We start from the raw sequence: 17,569 nt of genomic DNA, 5'->3' as shown, positions 1-17,569 counted from the left end.
GTATTCCCCCTGTTGACGGGCCGGGGCGCGGCTGCCAGCGTGGAGGCATGCCGGAGCCCGTCCTGCTCGTCCTGGACGCCGATCCACCGCCCCGGCTCGGCGCGCTGACCGGCCGGGCCCGGATCCGCCGCACCGGTGCCGCCGGCCTCGCCGACGCCCTCCCCCGTGCCGATGTCCTGCTGGTCTGGGACTTCGCCTCGGACGCGGTACGGGCCGCCTGGCCGGGCGAGGGCCCGCGTCCCTCCTGGGTGCACACGGCGAGCGCGGGCGTGGACCGGCTGCTCTGTCCGGAGCTGGTGGCCTCGGAGACCGTGGTGACCAACGCGCGGGGCGTCTTCGAGAAGCCGGTCGCGGAGTACGTGGCGGGACTGGTGCTCGCGTTCGCCAAGGACCTTCCCGGCACGCTGGAACTCCAGCGGCAGCGGCGGTGGCGGCACCGCGAGAGCACCCTGGTCGCCGGAACGCGCGCGGTGGTGGTCGGCGCCGGGCCGATCGGACGCGAGATCACCCGGCTGCTGATGGCCCTGGGGATCGAGGTGGCGCTGGTGGGCCGCACGGGCCGGCGCACCATCCACGGCACCGAGGACCTGGACCGGCTGACCGCCCGGGCGGACTGGGTGATCTGCGCGGCGCCGCTGACCCCGCGGACGTACGGCATGTTCGACACCCGGTTCTTCGGGCTGATGCAGCCCTCGGCGCGGTTCATCAACGTGGGGCGCGGCCCGTTGGTCGTCGAGGACGCCCTCCTGGACGCGCTGCGCAAGCGGTGGATCGCGGGGGCGGCGCTCGATGTCTTCGGGCAGGAGCCGCCGGCCCCGCACAGCCCGCTCCGGGACGTGCCCGGGCTGATCGTGTCGCCGCACATGAGCGGGGACACTGTGGGCAGGCGCGACCGGCTGGGCGAGCAGTTCGTCGCGATGTACGAACGGTGGGCGGCCGGGCAGCCGTTGCCGAACGTGGTGGACAAGCGGCTCGGGTACATCCCGGGCACCGATCCGGGCGCATGACCCCAACCCGGGCCGAACCGTACCGATTTCACCATCCCAGGACACGGGAAGGTCACCCTCCGGCCACCGTTCGGTTACATGGACCCCGGTTCTGCATAGACGGTCGGGATCGGGCAGGCGCCAAGCCTGTCCGGACTGTTCGACCCCTTTTGGAGACCGCGAACCATGGCTGACTTCCCGAACCTGTCCCGCCGGGGCTTTCTCAACCGATCGGCAGCGGTGGGCGGTCTGCTCGTCGTCCCGGGCCTGCTCTCCGCGTGCAGCAAGACCGGCGCGGACTCCGCGGACGGTGAGGGGGCGCTCGACAAGCTCCGCAAGCAGGGCTTCGTCCGGGTCGCGTACGCGGACGAGGCCCCGTACGGCTACATGGAGGGCAAGCAGCTCAAGGGCGAGGCGCCCACCCTGCACCGGGAGATCTTCAAGGCGCTGGGGGTCGACGAGCTGAAGCCCACCCTCTCCGAGTGGGACGGGCTGATCCCGGGGCTGCAGGCCGGCAAGTACGACGTGGTCAGCGCCGGCATGGCGATCACGCCCGAGCGCTGCGCCAACGCCCTCTTCTCGGAGCCCGAGTTCATCTCGCCGACCGCGCTGATGGTGAAGAAGGGCAACCCCAAGAAGGTCACCGACCTCGCCTCCGCGAAGGAGGCCGGGATCACCATCGGGGTGATGGCGGGCGCGGTCGAGGGCTCGTACGCCAAGGGCGCCGGCATACCCGAGGGCAGGATCAAGACGCTCCAGAAGCCGCAGGACGGGGCGGACGCGGTCAAGGGCGGCCGGGTCGACGCGTTCCTGCTGACCGGCATCTCGCTGCGCTGGCTGGCCAGGACCAACGAGGGGACCGAGGTCACCGAGGCCTTCCTGCCCGAGCTGGACGGTGCGAAGCAGTACAGCCCCGGCGGCGCCGTCTTCCGCAAGGGCAACGAGGAGCTGCGGGACGCCTTCAACCGCGAGCTGAAGAAGATCGTCTCCGACAAGTCGCGCTATGTGGAGCTGCTCAGGGACTACGGCTTCGGGGCGACCGAGCTCCCGCCGGCCACGCTGAAGACGGCCGATCTGTGCAAGGGCTGACCGGGACGGAGCCCGTCGCATGAATGACTTCTTCTCCGCCTTCGCCGACGATCTGCCGCAACTGCGCTCGGGCCTGTGGGTGACCCTGGAGGCCACCGTCCTGGGCGCGCTGCTGGCGCTGCTCCTGTCGTTCGTCCTCGGGCTGATGTCGATCAGCCGGCTGCTGCTGTCGCGCGGGGTCTCCCGCGTGGTCGTGGAGTTCTTCCGCGGCACCTCGCTGTACGTGCAGCTGTTCTGGCTCTACTACGCGATGCCCCCGCTGACGGGGTACGAACTGACGCCGCTGGTCTGCGGTGTGCTGGCCTTCGGCCTCAACTACGGGGCGTACGGCGCCGAGGTGGTGCGCGGCGCGATCAACTCCGTGCCCCGCGCCCAGTACGAGGCGGCGGTCGCGCTGAACATGACGCCGCTGCACCGCATGCGCAAGGTGATCCTGCCGCAGGCGTGGGTGCAGATGATCCCGTCCTTCACCAATCTGCTGATCCAGCTGCTGAAGGCGACCCCGCTGCTGTGGCTGCTCTCGGTGGCGGACCTGATGACCGCCATCGAGAAGCTGCGCACGCGCACGGGTGAGACACTCACCGCCTACGTCACGCTGCTGGCCTGCTACTTCGTCCTGGCGTACGCGCTGACCCTGCTGATGAACCTGCTGGAGCGGTCCGCCAAGCGGCGGCTCGGTCTGGCCACCGGCGGGAAGAGCCTGCTGAAGTCCCGCAGCGCCGTCCCCGCCGCCCAGACCACCGGAGGTGCCAGGTGAAGAGCGATTTCGACTGGGGCGCCGTCGGTGAAGCATTCCCCCGGCTCCTCGACGGGTTCCGGACGACCCTGCTGGCGACAGTGCTCGGCATCCTGGTCGCCGCAGTGCTCGGGCTGGCCATCGCGGTCGCCGGGCAGGCCCCGAGCCGGCTGGTGACGGTGCCGGTGAGGGCGGTGATGGAGTTCATCCGCTCCACCCCGCTACTGGTCCAACTGGTGGGCGCTGCAGCGTTGTTCACCTCCGTGGAGCCGCTGACCGTCGGCATCGTGGTGCTGGGCATCCACTACGCCTCGTACACCTCCGAGGTGTACCGCGCCGGGATCGACGGGGTGCCGAAGGGCCAGTGGGAGGCCTGCCGGGCGCTCTCGATGTCGCCCCGGCGGACCTGGCAGGCCGTGATCCTGCCGCAGGCGGTGCGCAATGTGCTGCCCGCACTCGGCAACTACGCGATCTCGATGTTCAAGGAGACGCCGTTCCTCGCCGTGATCACGGTGCACGAAATGGTCTTCGAGGCCCGCGCCTACGGGACCGAGCACTTCAGGTACACGGAGGTGTTCACCCTCGCCGGCCTGATCTTCCTGGTGGCGAGCTACCCCACCTCGCTGTTGATGAGAAAGCTGGAGAAGCGCCTTGGCCACTGAACCTCTCCCCCTGCAGAAGAACGCGGCCGCGGCCCCCGAGGACGTCGTGCCGGTCCCCGCCGCGCAGGACAACGGCGAGCCGCTGGTCCGCTTCGACAAGGTCGTCAAGCGGTACGGCGACCATGTCGTCCTGGACCAGCTGGACTTCACCGTCGAGCGCGGCGAGCACGTCACACTGATCGGGCCCAGCGGCTCCGGCAAGACCACGATCCTGCGGCTGCTGATGACGCTGGAGAAGGTCAGCGACGGTGTGATCCGGATCAACGGCGACCCGCTGACGCACATGCGGGCGGCGGACGGCTCGCTGAAGCCGGCGTCCGAGAAGCATCTGCGCGAGGCGCGGAAGAAGATCGGCATGGTCTTCCAGCAGTTCAACCTGTTCCCGAACATGAAGGTGCTCCAGAACATCACCGAGGCGCCGGTCAACGTGCTCGGCATGGACCGCGACAAGGCCGAGACCCGGGCCCGGGAGCTGCTGGACCTCGTGGGCCTCTCCGGCAAGGTCGACGCGCACCCCTCCCAGCTCTCCGGCGGCCAGCAGCAGCGGGTCGCCATCGCGCGGGCGCTGGCGATGGAGCCGGAGATCCTGCTCCTGGACGAGGTGACGTCCGCGCTGGACCCGGAGCTGGTGGCGGGGGTGCTGGAGCTGCTGGGCGACATCGCCCGGAACACCGACATCACCATGCTCTGTGTGACCCATGAGATGAATTTCGCCCGGGACGTGTCGGAGAAGGTGCTGATGTTCGACGCGGGCAGGGTCGTGGAGTCCGGTCCGCCGGAGAAAATCTTCACCGATCCCGCGCACGAACGCACGCGCGAATTCCTCAACGCGGTGCTGTGACCTCGGCATCCACCCTTCGCCCGTGCCGCTGGCATATGCCGTCGGCATGCGCCCCAGCTGACGGGGCCGGGGCGCTCCGACGAGTCCTCAACAGCCGCCCCTGAAGCGCCCCTTGGCGGTTATCGTGGGTGCAGAGCTTGCGGTTACGACCTGGTAGGGGGAAAACCGTGGCGTTGAAGCCGGAACCGACGGCACCGTTCCTGTCGGTGCAGTACGCCCTGCGGGTGCTCGAGACGGTCTCGAAGCACGGCAGCGGTGTGACGGACACGCAGATCTCCCGGGAGACGGGGCTGCCCGTCGGGCATCTCGCCTCTCTGCTCCTGACGCTGCGGCGCGAGGGGTACGTCGAGCAGATCACCGACGGCGCCTATGTGATCGGCTCCTCGCTGCTGCTGCTCGGCTCCGGCGCGGCCCGCAGACAGGCCCTGGAGACCAAGCTCCAGCAGACCCTGGTGCAGCTGCGGGACTCGGTCGGCGCGGCGGTCTACATCAGCCGGTACGTGGACGGCGAGATCCGCGTCACGCAGTACGCCGACGGACCCCGGACGCCCGCGGTCAACGAGTGGGTGGACTTCCGGTCGGCGGCACACGCCTCGGCGATCGGCAAGTGCCTGCTCACCCAGCTCGACCAGAACGGGCGGCGCGACCACATCGCGCGGCACAAGCCGGCCCGGCTGACCTCGCGGACCATCACCAGTGAGAAGGTCCTCTTCTCCAAGCTGGACAGCCAGCCGGCGACGGTCCCGGTGCTCGATCTCCAGGAGTACGCGGTCGGCACGGTGTGCGCGGCGGTGCCGCTGACCGCCGGGGCGTCGGCGGGCTGCCTGGCCCTGTCGATGCCGGTCGAGGACGCACACCGCTTGCGCGAGGCGGCGGACACGCTGAACCGGCGTGCCGCCCCCGTGCTCCTGTCGCTGGCGCTGTAGCCCCGGGGACGGCGATGTCCTCAATCGCCGGACAGGCTTGATGTGGCCGGACAGGCGGCAAAATCAAGCCCGTCCGGCGATTGAGGATATCTTTCAGCCCGTCCGGCGCCGGCGGCGCCTACCGCTCCAGCCACACCGCCGTGTCGCGCGGCAGCACCCCCGGCTCGTCCAGCGGTGAACTCGCCAGCAGCACCCGCGCATCCCGCGGAAGCGGTACCGGACCGCCCAGGTTCACCACGCAGCGAAACGCCTCGCCCCGGTCGAAGCACACCGTGTCAGGACCCGCGTCCACCCAGGCCAGCTCCTCCGGGAGCGCGGTCAGCCGGGCCCGGCGCAGAGCCAGCGCGGTGCGGTAGAGCGTGAGGAAGGAGTCCGGCGCACCCTCCTGCGCCGACACGCTCAGCGCCGCCCAGTCCGCCGGCTGCGGCAGCCACGGCGCGTCCGCGCCCGCCGGGGAGAAGCCGAGCGACGGGCCGCCCGCCTCCCACGGCAGCGGGATACGGCAGCCGTCACGGCCCCGGTCCGTCCCGCCGGAGCGGACGAACGTGGGGTCCTGGAGGAGCGCGTCCGGCAGGTCCCGCACCTCCGGCAGCCCGAGTTCGTCGCCCTGGTACACGTACACCCCGCCCGGCAGGGCCAGCGTCAGCAGCGCCGCGGCCCGCGCCCGGCGGCGGCCGAGTGCGGTGTCGCTCGGGTCGAGCAGCCGCTTGTCGCCCATGTCGAACGAGGTGTCCGCCCGCCCGTACCGCGTGACATGGCGGATCGTGTCGTGGTTGGACAGCACCCAGGTCGCGGGCGCCCCCACCGGCGCGTGCCCGGCGAACGTGGAATCGATGACGGCCCGCAGCGCCTCCGCGTCCCACGCGCAGCACAGGAAGTCGAAGTTGAACGCGGAGTGCAGCTCGTCCGGGCGCAGATAGCGGGCCGTCTGCTCGGCGGACGGCAGCCAGACCTCGCCGACGAACGTCCGGTCGCCCTCGTAGCTGTCGAGGATCTTGCGCCAGGAGCGGTAGATGTCGTGGACGGCGTCGCAGTCCTGGTAGGGGAGGTCGGTGAGGTCGGGGTCGGGGCCGACGTCGGGCAGTCCGGGCTTCTTGGCCAGCCCGTGCGCGACGTCGATCCGGAAGCCGTCCACGCCCCGGTCCAGCCAGAACCGCAGGATGTCCTCGAACTCGGCGCGCACCTCGGGGTGTTCCCAGTTCAGATCGGGCTGCTCGGGCGCGAACATGTGCAGGTACCAGGGGCCCGCGCTGCCGTCCGCCTCGGTGATCCGTGTCCAGGCGCTGCCGCCGAAGTACGAGGTCCAGTCGTTGGGCGGCAGTTCGCCGCTCTCCCCCCGGCCGGGGACGAACCAGAAGCGGGCCCGTTCGGGCGAGCCGGGACCTGCGGCGAGCGCGTCCCGGAACCAGGGGTGCCGGTCGGAGCAGTGGTTGGGGACGAGGTCGACGAGCACCCGCAGCCCGTGTCCGTGCGCCTCGGTGATCAGCCGCTCGGCCTCGTCGAGGGTGCCGAAGAGCGGGTCGATGGCGCGGTAGTCGGCAACGTCATAGCCGCCGTCGGCCATCGGGGACGCGTACCAGGGGTTGAACCACAGGGCGTCCACGCCGAGTTCCCGCAGATACGGCAGCCGGCTGCGGACCCCGGCGAGGTCGCCGGTGCCGTCCCCGTCGCCGTCCGCGAAGCTGCGTACGTAGATCTGGTAGATCGCGGCGTGCCGCCACCAGTGGGTCACTGAGACTCCTTGCTCGGTAAGGGGGTGGTGCGGGCGGGCCGCCGTCGGGGCGGCCCGCCCGCACCGGTCGGGGCTACCAGCCGGTGTTGCCGGTGCCTCGGGTGATCGCGAAGCCGCCCGCGGCGGAGAGCCCGCCGTCGGTGGCGCCGCTGACGGTGACGCCGGAGAAGGTGCCGGCGCCCTCCGAGTCGATCTCGATGCCGTAGGCGCCGGCGCCGTCGATCCTCAGTCCGTCGACGGTGAGGGCGGCGACGTTCTTCTGCCAGCTGACGAGGAGGCCGCTGTAGGTGCTGTCGAGTACGTCGTTGTCCTTCAGCAGGACGGGTGCGGTGATGTCGGAGGAGTCGGCGTAGATCCAGAGCGCGCCGAGCCTGCTCTGCCAGTTGGGCTCGTAGCCGCCCGTGCGGGTCAGGGTGTTGCGCTGCACGGAGGTGGTGCCGCTGAAGGGCACGGGCGCGAACCGGCTGCTGATCGCGATGCCGGCGGAGCCGGTGACGGTGTCGGCGAGGAGGTTGTCCTCGACCCGGTTGGCGTGGCCGCCGTAGACGGCGGCCGTGTTGGCCAGCAGCGGGAGCTGCACGGTGTTGAAGCGGAACGCGCAGTCCGTGACGGCCTGGGCCTCGGAGAACATCGCGAGTCCGTCATCCCCGGTGTTGCGGATGCTGGACTGCGTCACCTCGCTGCCCGCGGTGCCCTTGTGGAGGTTGACGCCGTCCGCGAAGGTGTCGCGGATGCGCAGCCCGGTGGCAAGGAGGCCGGTGGTCGGGGCGTCGGTCCAGAGGCCGACCTTGGTGTGCTCGATCCAGAGGTTCTGCAGGGTCGAGCCGTTGCCGAAGTCGCCCTCGACCGCCGCGTCGAAGTTCGCGTCGTCGCGGTAGGTGGCGTCCCCGGCGATCATCAGGTCCTGGACGGTGCTGGTGCCGCCCCGGCCGAAGAGCCCGCCCTTGCCGTTCCTGCCGCGCAGCACGGTGTGCCAGGGGCCGGCGCCGCGCAGGTCTGCCCCGGCGAGGTCGATGTGCCCGGAGATGTCGTACGTACCGGAGGGCAGCCAGAGCCCCTTGCCCTGGGCGGTGGCGGTGGCCACGGCGGCGTTGAGGGCGGAGGTGTCGTCGGTCCCGTCGTCCGGGGTGACGCCGAGGGTGGTGGCGGAGACGAAGCCGGTGGCGGGCATGGTGAGCGCGGCCGGGGCGGTCTCGGTCTCGACGAGGTCCAGGGTGTAGGAGGCGGCGGTGTCGCCGGCGTCCTTCTGGAACGTGAGGACGGTGCCGGCGGGCAGTTCCCGGGGCAGCAGCGCGTGGGTCTCGTCGAAGAAGTGGTGTCCGGAGCCCTGGGAGGGGTCGTTGGTGTAGGGGTAACCGCCGTAGACCCAGCTGTACTTGGAGCTGAGCGCCAGGTCTTCGAGCTCGCTGCCGTCGGCGTAGACGCTGAGCGTGGCGTCGGTGCCGGTGCCGGCCGCGTTGTCCGGCAGGGAGTAGCGCAGGGTCAGCGCGTTGGCGGGCTTCGTCAGGGTGAGGCGGACGTAGTCGCCGGTCTCGTCGAGGACGACGGCCCTGCGGCCGGAGGCCTCGGACGGAACGGTGAGGTAGGTGCGGTCGGGGCCGGTGACAGAGGCGTTGGTGGTGCCGCTCTCGGCCTCGTACGCGGTGTACGGGAGGGTGGCGCCACGGGTCGCGGACGGGGTGGAGCCGGTGACGGCGATGCCGTCGAGCTGGTAGTTCCCGTTGTCGCCGGAGGCCGTGCGCAGGGTGAGGGTGTTGAGCGCGGCGTGCAGGGGGACGTCGGTGGCGGCGGTGGCCCAGGCGCCGTCGGTGCCGGGCAGGGTGAGCCGGCGGACGGTGGTGTTGTCGGCGAGCAGGGTGACGGTGGCGGCGGCGCTGTCCGGGGTGCGGTAGCGGACGGTCAGCGGATAGGTGTCCGCCCCGGGGGTGTCGACGGAGAAGACCGTGCGGGCCCCGGTGGTGGTGAAGCCGGAGAGATAGGCGCTGCCCTCGTAGCCGCTCGCGGTGGTGGCCTTCGCGGCGCCGCCGGAGAAGAAGGCGTCCTCGGCCTGGTGGGTCAGGGTGGCGGGATCCCCCGGGCCGGTCGGGGCGGGGGTGTCCGGGGTGGCGTTGTCGAGGTTGACGTTGCCGCTGTCGGACGCGGTGAACGTCCAGGCGACGGTGTTGTCGCCCGCCCGGTAGGTGACCGCCTCCTCGTGGGTGGCCCAGGTGTCCCAGTTCGCGGTGGCGGGGAGGCTCACCTGCCGGACGCGGTCGCCGTTGACGTACAGGCTGAGCGTCATGGCGGCGGTGGTGCCGTTGGCGTACCGGAGGGCGAGGGACCCGGCGCCGGCCGCCTCGGAGTGCACGGTGAAGGCGACGGATGCGGTGCCCTTGTTGGCGTCGGTGAAGCCGCCGACGAAGCCGCTGCCGGTGTAGCCGGGGTGTTCGGTGGAGACGGCGGCGCCGCCGGACAGCTGGGCGCTCTCCGCTTCGAGCACGGTGCCGGCGGCCTGTGCGGCGGTCGCCGCCGTGGCCCCGTACAGCAGGGCTCCGAGCATCGCCAGGAGCAGGGGCAGGACGGTCCGCAGGGGACGGGACGAGGTGTGGGCGTGGGTGTGGGAGCGCTTTCCTGGTGCAGGAGACACGGCAGTGTGTCCTTCCTGTGGGGGGGGGGAGTTCAGCCCTTGAGGCTGCCCGCGGTGAGGCCCGCGATGATGTGGCGCTGGAAGATCAGGAAGAGGACGAGCAGGGGAACGGCGGCCATGGCCATGCCGGCCAGCAGCTGGTTGGCGGGCATGAACTCCGACAGCCGGTTGAGGGCGACGGTGATGGGCTGCCGGTTCTCGTCGGGCAGGACGAGCATCGGCCAGAGGAAGTCCTTCCAGACGCCGACGATCGCGAAGATCGAGACGACGGCGAGCACCGGCCGGGACAGCGGCAGCACGACCGAGACCAGGATCCGGAGCGTGCCGGCGCCGTCGATCCGGGCGGAGTCGAGGAGTTCGGCGGGGATCTGGTCGAAGAACCGTTTCAGGATGAAGATGTTGAAGGCGTTGGCGGCGGCGGGCAGCCAGATCGCGAACGGCGTGTTGATCAGGTTGACGTGCAACAACGGCACGTCGACGACGGTCAGATACGTCGGCACGAGCAGCGCTGACACCGGCAGCATCAGGGTGGCCAGCATCATGCCGAGGACCACGTTGCCCAGCAGCGGCCGCAGCTTGGAGAGCGCGTAGGCGGCGGAGACGTCGACGAGCAGCTGGGTGAGCCAGGCGCCGAGGGCGAGGATCAGCGTGTTGAGGAAGTAGTGCCCGAGTCCCACGTTGGTCCAGGCGTCCGCGTAGCTCCCGGGGTGCCAGCTGTGCGGGACCAGCGTGGGGTTGGGGTCGGCGAGTTCGGCGGACGACTTCATCGCGCCGGTCGTCATCCAGTACAGCGGGAAGACGAAGGTGAGGGTGAAGCCGGTCAGGGTGAGGACGAGGACGAAGCGGTAGAGGAACCGGCCGGTGCGGCGGTTCATCTCGGCGGGTGCGATCAGGGTGCGTACGGGGGTTTCGGCGGCCATGGCGGTTCCTCTCAGCCCTTGGTCCGGGTCAGGCGCAGATAGACGCCCGCGAAGAGTCCGAGCACCACGAAGAGCAGGGTGCTCATGGCGCTGGCCATGCCGAAGTCGTTGTAGACGAAGGCGTAGCGGTAGAGCAGCAGGAGCACGGTGACGGTGGCGTCGTCGGGTCCGCCGCCGGTGAGGACGAAGGGTTCGACGAAGACCTGCATGGTGCCGATGATCTGGAGCAGCAGCGTGATCATCAGGATGAAGCGCATCTGCGGGACCGTGACGTGCCACAGCCGCTGCCGGATGGACGCGCCGTCCAGCTCGGCCGCCTCGTAGAGCTCGCCGGGGATGCCGCCCAGGGCGGCGAGGTAGATCAGGGTGGTAGTGCCCATGTTGGCCCAGGTGGAGACGAGGACCAGGGAGACCATCGCGAGGTTCTCCGACTCCAGCCACTGCTGGGCGGGGAGGTGGAGGACCCCCAGGACGTGGTTGAAGAGCCCGGGGCCCGGGTCGTAGAACCAGCGCCAGAGCAGCATGGTGACGATCGGCGGGAGCATGACCGGGAGGTAGACGGTCATCCGCAGGTACGAGCGGCCGTGCCGCAGCTCGTTCAGGACGACGGCGGTGGCGAACGGGGCCGCGAAGCCGAAGACCAGGGCGAGCAGGGTGAAGTAGCCGGTGTTCTTCCAGGCGGTGAGGAAGAGCGGGTCGTCGAACAGCCGGTGGAAGTTGTCCAGTCCGACCCACTGGGCGGGCTGGGCGAAGGTCACCTGCTGGAAGCCGAGGAGCGCCCCGCGCACGATCGGGTACCAGGAGAACAGGGCGAAGCAGATCACGCCTGCGGCGAGGAAGAGGTACGCGACGAGGTTCTCGCGGACCGTCCGGCGCAGCCGGGAGCCGAGCGGCGGCACGGGCATCGTCACTTCACCGTGGCGAGGACGGCGTCGGCCTTCTTCGCCGCGTCCTTGAGAAGGGTGTCGATGTCCGCGTCCTTCTTGGTCAGCACGGACTGCATGACGCCGTCGAGGATCGTGTAGAGCTGCTGGGCGTTGGGCGGCTCGACCTTGGTCGCGACCTGGGCGTTGCGCTCGACGAACGGCCGGTAGTTGCCGACCGGGGTGTTGGCGTACCGCGCGTGGATGCGGTCGATCTCGGCCTGGGTGTCACCGGCGAACAGCCGGGGCTGCGGGAGCCCGATCGGCACGCCGTCCCGCTTGGCCCGCTTGCTGTCGACCGCCTCGCGCTCGGGGCTGCGCAGGTACTTCCACTGCACCCAGGTGAGGCCGGCCCTGATCTTCTCCGGGGAGGCCTTGGGGTTGAACATGAAGCCGTCGCCGCCGCCGAGGGTCGCGGTGCCGGGCAGCGCGGCCAGCCCGTAGTCCTCGTAGCCGCGCTCGAACTGCTTGACGATGGTGGGGATGTTGTCGGGCCCCGCCATGTACATCCCGAGCTTGCCTGAGCCCATCATCTTCTGGACGTCGGCTATCTCCAGGAGCTGGCGGGTGCCCATGCTGTTGTCGGTCCAGCGCATGTCGTGCAGCGCCTGGAGGGCCTGGTGGCCGGCCTCGCTGTCGAACGCCGCCTTCCAGCTGCCGTTCTGCCGGGTGGCGACGTCCCCGCCCATGGAGTAGATCCACGAGGTGAGGTGCCAGCCGCCCTGGTTGTTCTTGCTGTAGTCGGCGTAGCCGACGGTGCCGTTGCCCAGCGCGCTGATGCGCTTGGCGGCGGTGCGGACCTCCTCCCAGGTGGCCGGCGGCTTGTCGGGGTCGAGTCCGGCCTTCTCGAACAGGGCGCGGTTGTAGAGCAGGCCGAGCGAGTAGTTCCCGGTGGGCAGGCCGTACGTCTTGCCGTCGGCGTCCTTGAAGACCTTGAGCAGGGCCGGGTCGATGTCCTCGGCGTACGGCACGTCGCCGATGTACTTGCTGATGTCGGCGGCCTGGCGGCGCTGGATCAGCCCCGCCGGGTCGGTGAAGTAGACGTAGTAGACGTCCTCCAGCTGGCCGCCCGCGAGCTTCGCGGCGAAGGTCTTGGGGTCCATCTGGCCCTCGCGGGCGTCGATCCTGATCTTCGGGTGGCTCTTCTCGAAGGCCTTGACGTCCTCCAGGAAGTTCTTGCGGTCCACCGGCTGGGTCTTGGCGGGCATGCCGTTGACGCTGATCGTCACCACGCCGTTCTTGTCCACGCCGGAGGACGGGGAGGTGGAACCGCCGCAGGCCGTGAGGGCGAGGGACAGGGCGACGGCCGTCGCCGGGACGAGAAGCTGACGTCTGCTGATGCCGGGCGAGCCATCCATACGAATCGTGCCTTCCTGGGTTCGGGGCTGTCGGACCCCGGGCGCTTCGAGCTGCGCTGAAGGTAGAAGGCCGTTACGCAAGAAGTCAATGCATCAACGCAAGAAAGTAATGTTCTTGACCTTGGGCGGTAACACCCCCGTGCTCAGCGGGGGCGTGCGGCGGTCGAGCCCCGGACGATCAGCTCGGTGTCGAACATCATCAGTTCGTTTGCAGTGGCGTGGCCGTCGATCTGCGCCGTCAGCGCGGCCACCGCCGCCGTCGCCATGGCCTGGATGGGCTGCCTGGCCGTGGTCAGCGGGGGCTCGGTGGCCACCATGAACGGGGAGTCGTCGAAGCCGACGACCGAAAGGTCCTTGGGCACCGAGACCCCTTGCCGGCGGGCGCCGCGGACCGCCCCGAGCGCGAGCGCGTCACTGGCGCAAACAATGCCGGTGACCCCCTCGGCGAGCAGCCGGGGCAGCGCGGTGGCGCCGCCCTCCATGGTGAACAGCGCATGCTCCACGAGCCTGCGCCAGTCGTCCGGGGCGAGGCCGCGCCGACGGCAGAAGCCCGCGAAACCGGCCAGCTTCCGGGCCGACGGCACATGCCCCAGCGGCCCCAGGATCATCCCGATCCGCTCATGCCCCAGCGAGGCCAGATGCGTCAGCGCCTGCTCGGCGGCCAGGGCGTCGTCCACCCGCACCTGGGCCACACCCAGGTTCTCGTCGGCGGCGTTGAGCAGCACCATCGGCACCTTGCGCTCCCGCAGCGCCCGGCCGTGCGCGGGGCCGGCGTCGGCGTAGCTGGAGCCGATGAAGACGATGCCGCCGATGTTCTGGTCGAGCAGCATCTCGATGTAGTGCGCCTCGGAGACCCCGTCGGCGGTCCGGGTGCACAGCACGGGTATCAGTCCGCGCTTGTTGAGGAGCCCGCAGAGGGCCTCCGTGAACGCGGAGAAGATCGGGTTCTGCAGATCGGGCACCACGAGCCCGATCAGCGCGGCGCGCGGGGCGCGGTAGCGCAGCGGCCGCTCGATGCCGCTCACGTCCAGCGCGCTCAGCACCGCGTCGCGGGTCGCGCTCGCCACGTCCGGACTGCCGTTGAGGACACGGCTGACCGTCGCCTCGCTGACACCCGCGAACTCGGCCACCTCGGAGAGTCGTCGTTTCGTCACGAGCTCAGCCTACAAAGGTCTACGCAAAAATGAAGATCACTTACGAAAGAAACTGACTTTCTTCGAGGGAGAGGGTGTCGCGGCGGCCCGGGGCACGTGTCATCGGCACCCCTGAGGACCAGGTATTATTTTCGAGTCAGCAGGCGCCGCTAGCTCAGTTGGTTAGAGCAGCTGACTCTTAATCAGCGGGTCCGGGGTTCGAGTCCCTGGCGGCGCACAGACACCACACGAGGCGGTCTCCGTTCAACGGAGACCGCCTCGTGTGTTTTGTGCTGCCCGCGAAGATGTACATCTGTTTTACACAGACGTACTAGACAACTGTTTTATACGTCCGTATATTCCTTGGCATGACGACTCCTCCGAGCACCACCGCCAGCACCGGCGAACTCGCCGGCCGTCGGGAGTGGACCGCCTTCGTGGTCCTGCTCCTCCCTCTCCTCCTGGTCTCCATGGACGTGTCCGTCCTCTTCTTCGCGATCCCGTCCATCGACCGGGACCTCGCCCCCAGCGCCACCCAGCAGCTCTGGATCTTCGACGTGTACGCGTTCGCCCTGGCCGGCCTCCTCATCACGATGGGCTCGCTCGGTGACCGGATCGGCCGCCGGAGGCTGCTGCTGATCGGGGCCCTCGCCTTCAGCACCGCGTCGGTCGGCGCCGCCTACGCCTCCAGCCCGGAGATGCTGATCGCGGCCCGCGCCCTGCTCGGGGTCGGCGGGGCGACCCTGATGCCCTCGACCATGGGCCTGGTGCGCAACATGTTCCGCAACGAGCAGCAGCGCGCGAAGGCCATCGGCATGTGGTCGGGCGCGATGGCGGGCGGCATCGCGCTGGGCTCCGTGCTCAGCGGGGCGATGCTGGAGCACTTCTGGTGGGGTTCGGTCTTCCTGATCAACGTGCCCGCGATGGTGCTGCTGCTGGTCCTGGTGCCGCTGCTGGTGCCGGAGTACAAGGACCCGAACCCGGGCCGGTTCGACTTCCTGAGCGTGCCGCTGTCGATGGGCGCCGTCCTGCCGGTCGTCTACGGGGTCAAGGAGAGCGCCGCCCAGGGCCTGGACACCGAGCGGGCGCTGATCATCGCCGCCGGACTGGTCATCGGCTGGCTCTTCGTCCGCCGCCAGCGCAGCCGTACCGACGCGATGATCAGCCGGGAGCTCTTCCGGGGCCGAGGCTTCGGCGTCGGAATCGGTCTGAACGCGCTGGCCGCCTTCGCGATGATGGGCTCGGCCTTCTTCACCACCCAGTACCTGCAGTCGGTGCTCGGCATGAGCACGATGGAGGCCGCGCTGTGGAGCCTGGCCCCGTCCCTGGCGGTCGGCGCCGCCGCACCGGCGGCCACCGCGATCGCCCAGCGGACCGAGCGCACCTTCGTCATCTGCGGCGGCTTCGTCATCGCCGCTGCCGGCTTCGGCATCCTCGCCCTGTCCGGTACGGACTCCCTGTGGCTGCTCCTCGTCGGTTCGGGCGTGATGAGCTGCGGCATCGTGACCGTGATGGCGCTGGTCTCGGACCTGGCGCTGTCCACCAGCCCCCCGGAGAAGGCGGGTTCGGCGGCCTCGCTGCTGGAGACCGGCCAGGAGTTCGGCGGCGCGCTGGGCATGGCGCTCCTCGGTGCCGTGGCGACCGCGGTCTACGGGGCGGACATGCCGGACTCGGCGCCCGAGGTGGCCCGCAAGACGCTGCCGGGTGCGCTGTCCACCGGTGACGGCTCGCTGATCGAGACCGGCCGGGAGGCCTTCGTGCACAGCATGCAGTTCGCCTCGGTGGCCGGAGCCGCGATCCTGCTGGCGGGCGCGGTGCTGGCCGCGACCCTGCTGCGCCGGGCGACCCGCCCGGCGGCCGCCACCGGGACCGCCGAGGCCACCGAGCCCGCCGAGGTCCTGGCGCCCCCGGTCCCCGCGAAGGTGTGAGCGTGTCCTCAGCGACCGGCCGGGCCGATGGCCCGGCCGGTCATCGGCGTCAGCAGACCGGCCCGCCCGTGGGCCTCGTACTCGCGGACCAGAGCGGCCCGCTCCGCGTCCCCGAACGGGGTGTACGAGGAGCCCTCCGGGCTCCACCACACCGCTCCCCCGGACCAGAACCCCTCGTCGCGCAGCCGCGCCCGGTGCACCTTGTTCGTGGCGGTGACCGGCAGGGCGGGCACGATCCGGACGAACCGGGGGGCCATCTTCGTCCCCAGGTCCGGCTGGTCCCGCAGGAACGCGGCGAACGCCTCCGGGTCGAACCGGACCCCGTCCCGCAGCGCCAGCGCCGCCATCACCTGGTCCCCCGCCACCGGGTCGGGCACCGCGTGGACCGCCGCGGCCGCCGCGTCCGCCCAGCGGGCGAGGATGTTCTCGATCATGGCGGCGGCCAGGTTCTCGCTGTCGACCCGCAGCCGGTCCTCCGTACGGCCCGCGAAGTACAGGAAGCCTTCGGTGTCGCGGAAGAACAGGTCCCCGGTCCAGTACCAGCCGTCCCGCACCCGGGCGGCGTCCGCGGCCTCGTTGCGCCAGTAGCCCTCGAAGGGCGTACGGCCCCGGTTGACCAGCTCCCCTATCGCCTCGGCCCCGTTGACGAGTTCGCCGCCCGCACCGAACACCGCCGCCGCACGCTCCCGGCCCGTCTCCGGATCGACCACCGCGAGGTCGTCCCGGTCGGCCGCCCTGCCGATCGCGCCCGCCGGGGTGTCCGGGGTCCGCCGGATCGCCGCGCCGCCCTCCGACGATCCGTACCCCTCGACCAGCCGCACCCCGAAGCGCTCCCGGAAGCGGGCCGCGTCAGCGGCGCCCGCCTCGGTGCCGAAGCCGAGCCGCAGCGGGTGCTCCCGGTCGTCCGGGCGCTCCGGCGTGGCCAGCAGGTACTGCACGGCACGGCCGACATAGGTGAAGTACGTGGCGCCGTGCGCGCGGACGTCCGGCAGGAAGGCGGAGGCCGAGAAGCGGCGCCGCAGGGCGACGGCGGCGCCCGAGGACAGGGCCGGGGCCCAGTCGGCGATCACCGCGTTGCCGTGGAACATCGGCATGCAGATGTAGTGGACGTCGTCCTGTCCGAGCCCGAAGTGGCCGACGAGGGAGTGCCCGGCCGCCGCCAGCCGGCCCTGGGTGCAGATCGCCGCCTTGGGCGCGCCGGTCGATCCCGAGGTGAAGTAGAGCAGCATCCGGGTACCGGGGACCGCGCGGGTCAGTACGGTGTCGGCCGGGCCGGCCCCGGCGTACGGGGCGAGGAGCGCGGCGTACGCGTCGGTGTCGGTGACCAGCACCCGTACGTCCGGCAGTGCCAGGCCGTCGAGCAGCGGCAGATGGGCGCGCTCGGTGACCAGCACCCGGCACTCGGTGTGCAGGATGTCGCGGGCCGGCTCGGCACCGCGGCGGGTCGGATTGATGCCCGCAACGGCGGCCCCGGCCAGGGCCGCCGCGCTCAACCACAGCGGAAACTCAGGGGTGTTGTCCAACAGCACCCCGACATGCGGTGCGCTGCCCGCCGGCAGCAGATCCGCCAGGAGCGCGGCCCGGGCGGCAGCGCCGGAGGCGACCTGGTGGTGAGTGAGGACGGTGCCCTCATGTCTCAGACCGGGCCGGTGGTCACCCCACTGGCGCTGTACGAGCTCCGCGACGGTGCCTGCGCTTCCCATGGCGCC

14 protein-coding genes and 1 tRNA gene are annotated in these 17,569 nt (G+C 70.7%); 8 read left to right on the top strand and 7 right to left on the bottom strand.

Annotated features, from left to right (window positions below):
• Window positions 1–47 precede the first annotated feature (47 nt).
• From RLT58_RS23255 to RLT58_RS23230, 6 genes are all read left to right on the top strand, one after another.
• A complete protein-coding gene (locus RLT58_RS23255; protein ID WP_311312304.1) occupies window positions 48–1,007 on the top strand; it encodes a D-2-hydroxyacid dehydrogenase in 960 nt (319 codons plus the stop codon).
• Between the two features lie 165 nt (window positions 1,008–1,172).
• Complete coding sequence (gene ehuB, locus RLT58_RS23250) at window positions 1,173–2,075, top strand: ectoine/hydroxyectoine ABC transporter substrate-binding protein EhuB (protein WP_311312303.1); 903 nt, start codon at window positions 1,173–1,175, stop codon at window positions 2,073–2,075.
• 19 nt (window positions 2,076–2,094) lie between these two features.
• Window positions 2,095–2,832 carry an ectoine/hydroxyectoine ABC transporter permease subunit EhuC gene (gene ehuC / locus RLT58_RS23245; RefSeq protein ID WP_311312302.1) on the top strand — a complete coding sequence of 246 codons (738 nt, stop codon included), beginning with the start codon at window positions 2,095–2,097 and terminating at the stop codon, window positions 2,830–2,832.
• A complete protein-coding gene (gene ehuD / locus RLT58_RS23240) occupies window positions 2,829–3,473 on the top strand; it encodes an ectoine/hydroxyectoine ABC transporter permease subunit EhuD (protein ID WP_311312301.1) in 645 nt (214 codons plus the stop codon). The genes ehuC and ehuD overlap by 4 nt, the downstream gene beginning before the upstream one ends.
• Window positions 3,463–4,314, top strand: coding sequence for an ectoine/hydroxyectoine ABC transporter ATP-binding protein EhuA (gene ehuA / locus RLT58_RS23235; RefSeq protein WP_311312300.1), 852 nt, complete (start codon window positions 3,463–3,465; stop codon window positions 4,312–4,314). Before ehuD ends, ehuA begins: the two co-directional genes overlap by 11 nt.
• A 167-nt stretch (window positions 4,315–4,481) precedes the next feature.
• Entirely contained in the window at window positions 4,482–5,240 is a 759-nt protein-coding gene (locus RLT58_RS23230) for an IclR family transcriptional regulator (RefSeq protein ID WP_311312299.1), read from the top strand.
• A 118-nt stretch (window positions 5,241–5,358) separates the two neighbouring features.
• On the opposite strand, the gene RLT58_RS23225 is transcribed toward RLT58_RS23230, so the two are convergent.
• The 6 genes from RLT58_RS23225 to RLT58_RS23200 form a co-directional block, all read right to left on the bottom strand.
• On the bottom strand, window positions 5,359–6,972 hold the full coding sequence (locus RLT58_RS23225; protein ID WP_311312298.1) for a glycoside hydrolase family 13 protein: 1,614 nt from the start codon (window positions 6,970–6,972) through the stop codon (window positions 5,359–5,361).
• 73 nt (window positions 6,973–7,045) lie between these two features.
• Complete coding sequence (locus RLT58_RS23220) at window positions 7,046–9,598, bottom strand: CBM35 domain-containing protein (RefSeq protein ID WP_311312297.1); 2,553 nt, start codon at window positions 9,596–9,598, stop codon at window positions 7,046–7,048.
• 32 nt (window positions 9,599–9,630) lie between these two features.
• Window positions 9,631–10,518 (bottom strand): carbohydrate ABC transporter permease, encoded by an 888-nt coding sequence (locus RLT58_RS23215; RefSeq protein WP_311312296.1) that lies wholly within the window; start codon window positions 10,516–10,518, stop codon window positions 9,631–9,633.
• Between the two features lie 11 nt (window positions 10,519–10,529).
• Window positions 10,530–11,423: a carbohydrate ABC transporter permease gene (locus RLT58_RS23210; protein WP_311312295.1), complete on the bottom strand. Its 894-nt coding sequence runs from the start codon at window positions 11,421–11,423 to the stop codon at window positions 10,530–10,532.
• A 2-nt stretch (window positions 11,424–11,425) separates the two neighbouring features.
• Complete coding sequence (locus RLT58_RS23205) at window positions 11,426–12,799, bottom strand: ABC transporter substrate-binding protein (protein WP_311312294.1); 1,374 nt, start codon at window positions 12,797–12,799, stop codon at window positions 11,426–11,428.
• A 143-nt stretch (window positions 12,800–12,942) separates the two neighbouring features.
• Window positions 12,943–13,953, bottom strand: coding sequence for a LacI family DNA-binding transcriptional regulator (locus tag RLT58_RS23200; protein ID WP_311312293.1), 1,011 nt, complete (start codon window positions 13,951–13,953; stop codon window positions 12,943–12,945).
• A 143-nt stretch (window positions 13,954–14,096) separates the two neighbouring features.
• Between RLT58_RS23200 and RLT58_RS23195 the strand changes: the two genes are divergently transcribed.
• A tRNA-Lys gene (locus tag RLT58_RS23195) sits at window positions 14,097–14,170 on the top strand.
• A gap of 130 nt (window positions 14,171–14,300) precedes the next feature.
• Complete coding sequence (locus tag RLT58_RS23190) at window positions 14,301–15,860, top strand: MFS transporter (RefSeq protein WP_311312292.1); 1,560 nt, start codon at window positions 14,301–14,303, stop codon at window positions 15,858–15,860.
• A gap of 8 nt (window positions 15,861–15,868) precedes the next feature.
• Here RLT58_RS23190 and RLT58_RS23185 read toward each other — a convergent pair whose 3' ends face one another.
• The gene (locus RLT58_RS23185; protein WP_311312291.1) at window positions 15,869–17,563 is read right to left on the bottom strand and encodes an AMP-binding protein; all 1,695 of its coding nucleotides are present in this window, start codon (window positions 17,561–17,563) and stop codon (window positions 15,869–15,871) included.
• Window positions 17,564–17,569: the final 6 nt, after the last annotated feature.

Source organism: Streptomyces sp. ITFR-16, assembly GCF_031844705.1.
Taxonomy (GTDB): Bacteria; Actinomycetota; Actinomycetes; order Streptomycetales; family Streptomycetaceae; genus Streptomyces.
Note: the sequence above shows the minus strand (reverse complement) of the source record. Positions and strands in the feature narration are given on the sequence as shown.

Excerpts from the sequence above, each read along its gene's own strand:
- ehuC (WP_311312302.1), top strand. The coding sequence starts at position 2,095 with ATGAATGACTTCTTCTCCGCCTTCGCCGACGATCTGCCGCAACTGCGC.
- RLT58_RS23255 (WP_311312304.1), top strand. The coding sequence starts at position 48 with ATGCCGGAGCCCGTCCTGCTCGTCCTGGACGCCGATCCACCGCCCCGG.
- RLT58_RS23190 (WP_311312292.1), top strand. The coding sequence starts at position 14,301 with ATGACGACTCCTCCGAGCACCACCGCCAGCACCGGCGAACTCGCCGGC.
- RLT58_RS23215 (WP_311312296.1), bottom strand. The coding sequence starts at position 10,518 with ATGGCCGCCGAAACCCCCGTACGCACCCTGATCGCACCCGCCGAGATG.
- RLT58_RS23210 (WP_311312295.1), bottom strand. The coding sequence starts at position 11,423 with ATGCCCGTGCCGCCGCTCGGCTCCCGGCTGCGCCGGACGGTCCGCGAG.
- RLT58_RS23185 (WP_311312291.1), bottom strand. The coding sequence starts at position 17,563 with ATGGGAAGCGCAGGCACCGTCGCGGAGCTCGTACAGCGCCAGTGGGGT.
- RLT58_RS23205 (WP_311312294.1), bottom strand. The coding sequence starts at position 12,799 with ATGGATGGCTCGCCCGGCATCAGCAGACGTCAGCTTCTCGTCCCGGCG.
- ehuB (WP_311312303.1), top strand. The coding sequence starts at position 1,173 with ATGGCTGACTTCCCGAACCTGTCCCGCCGGGGCTTTCTCAACCGATCG.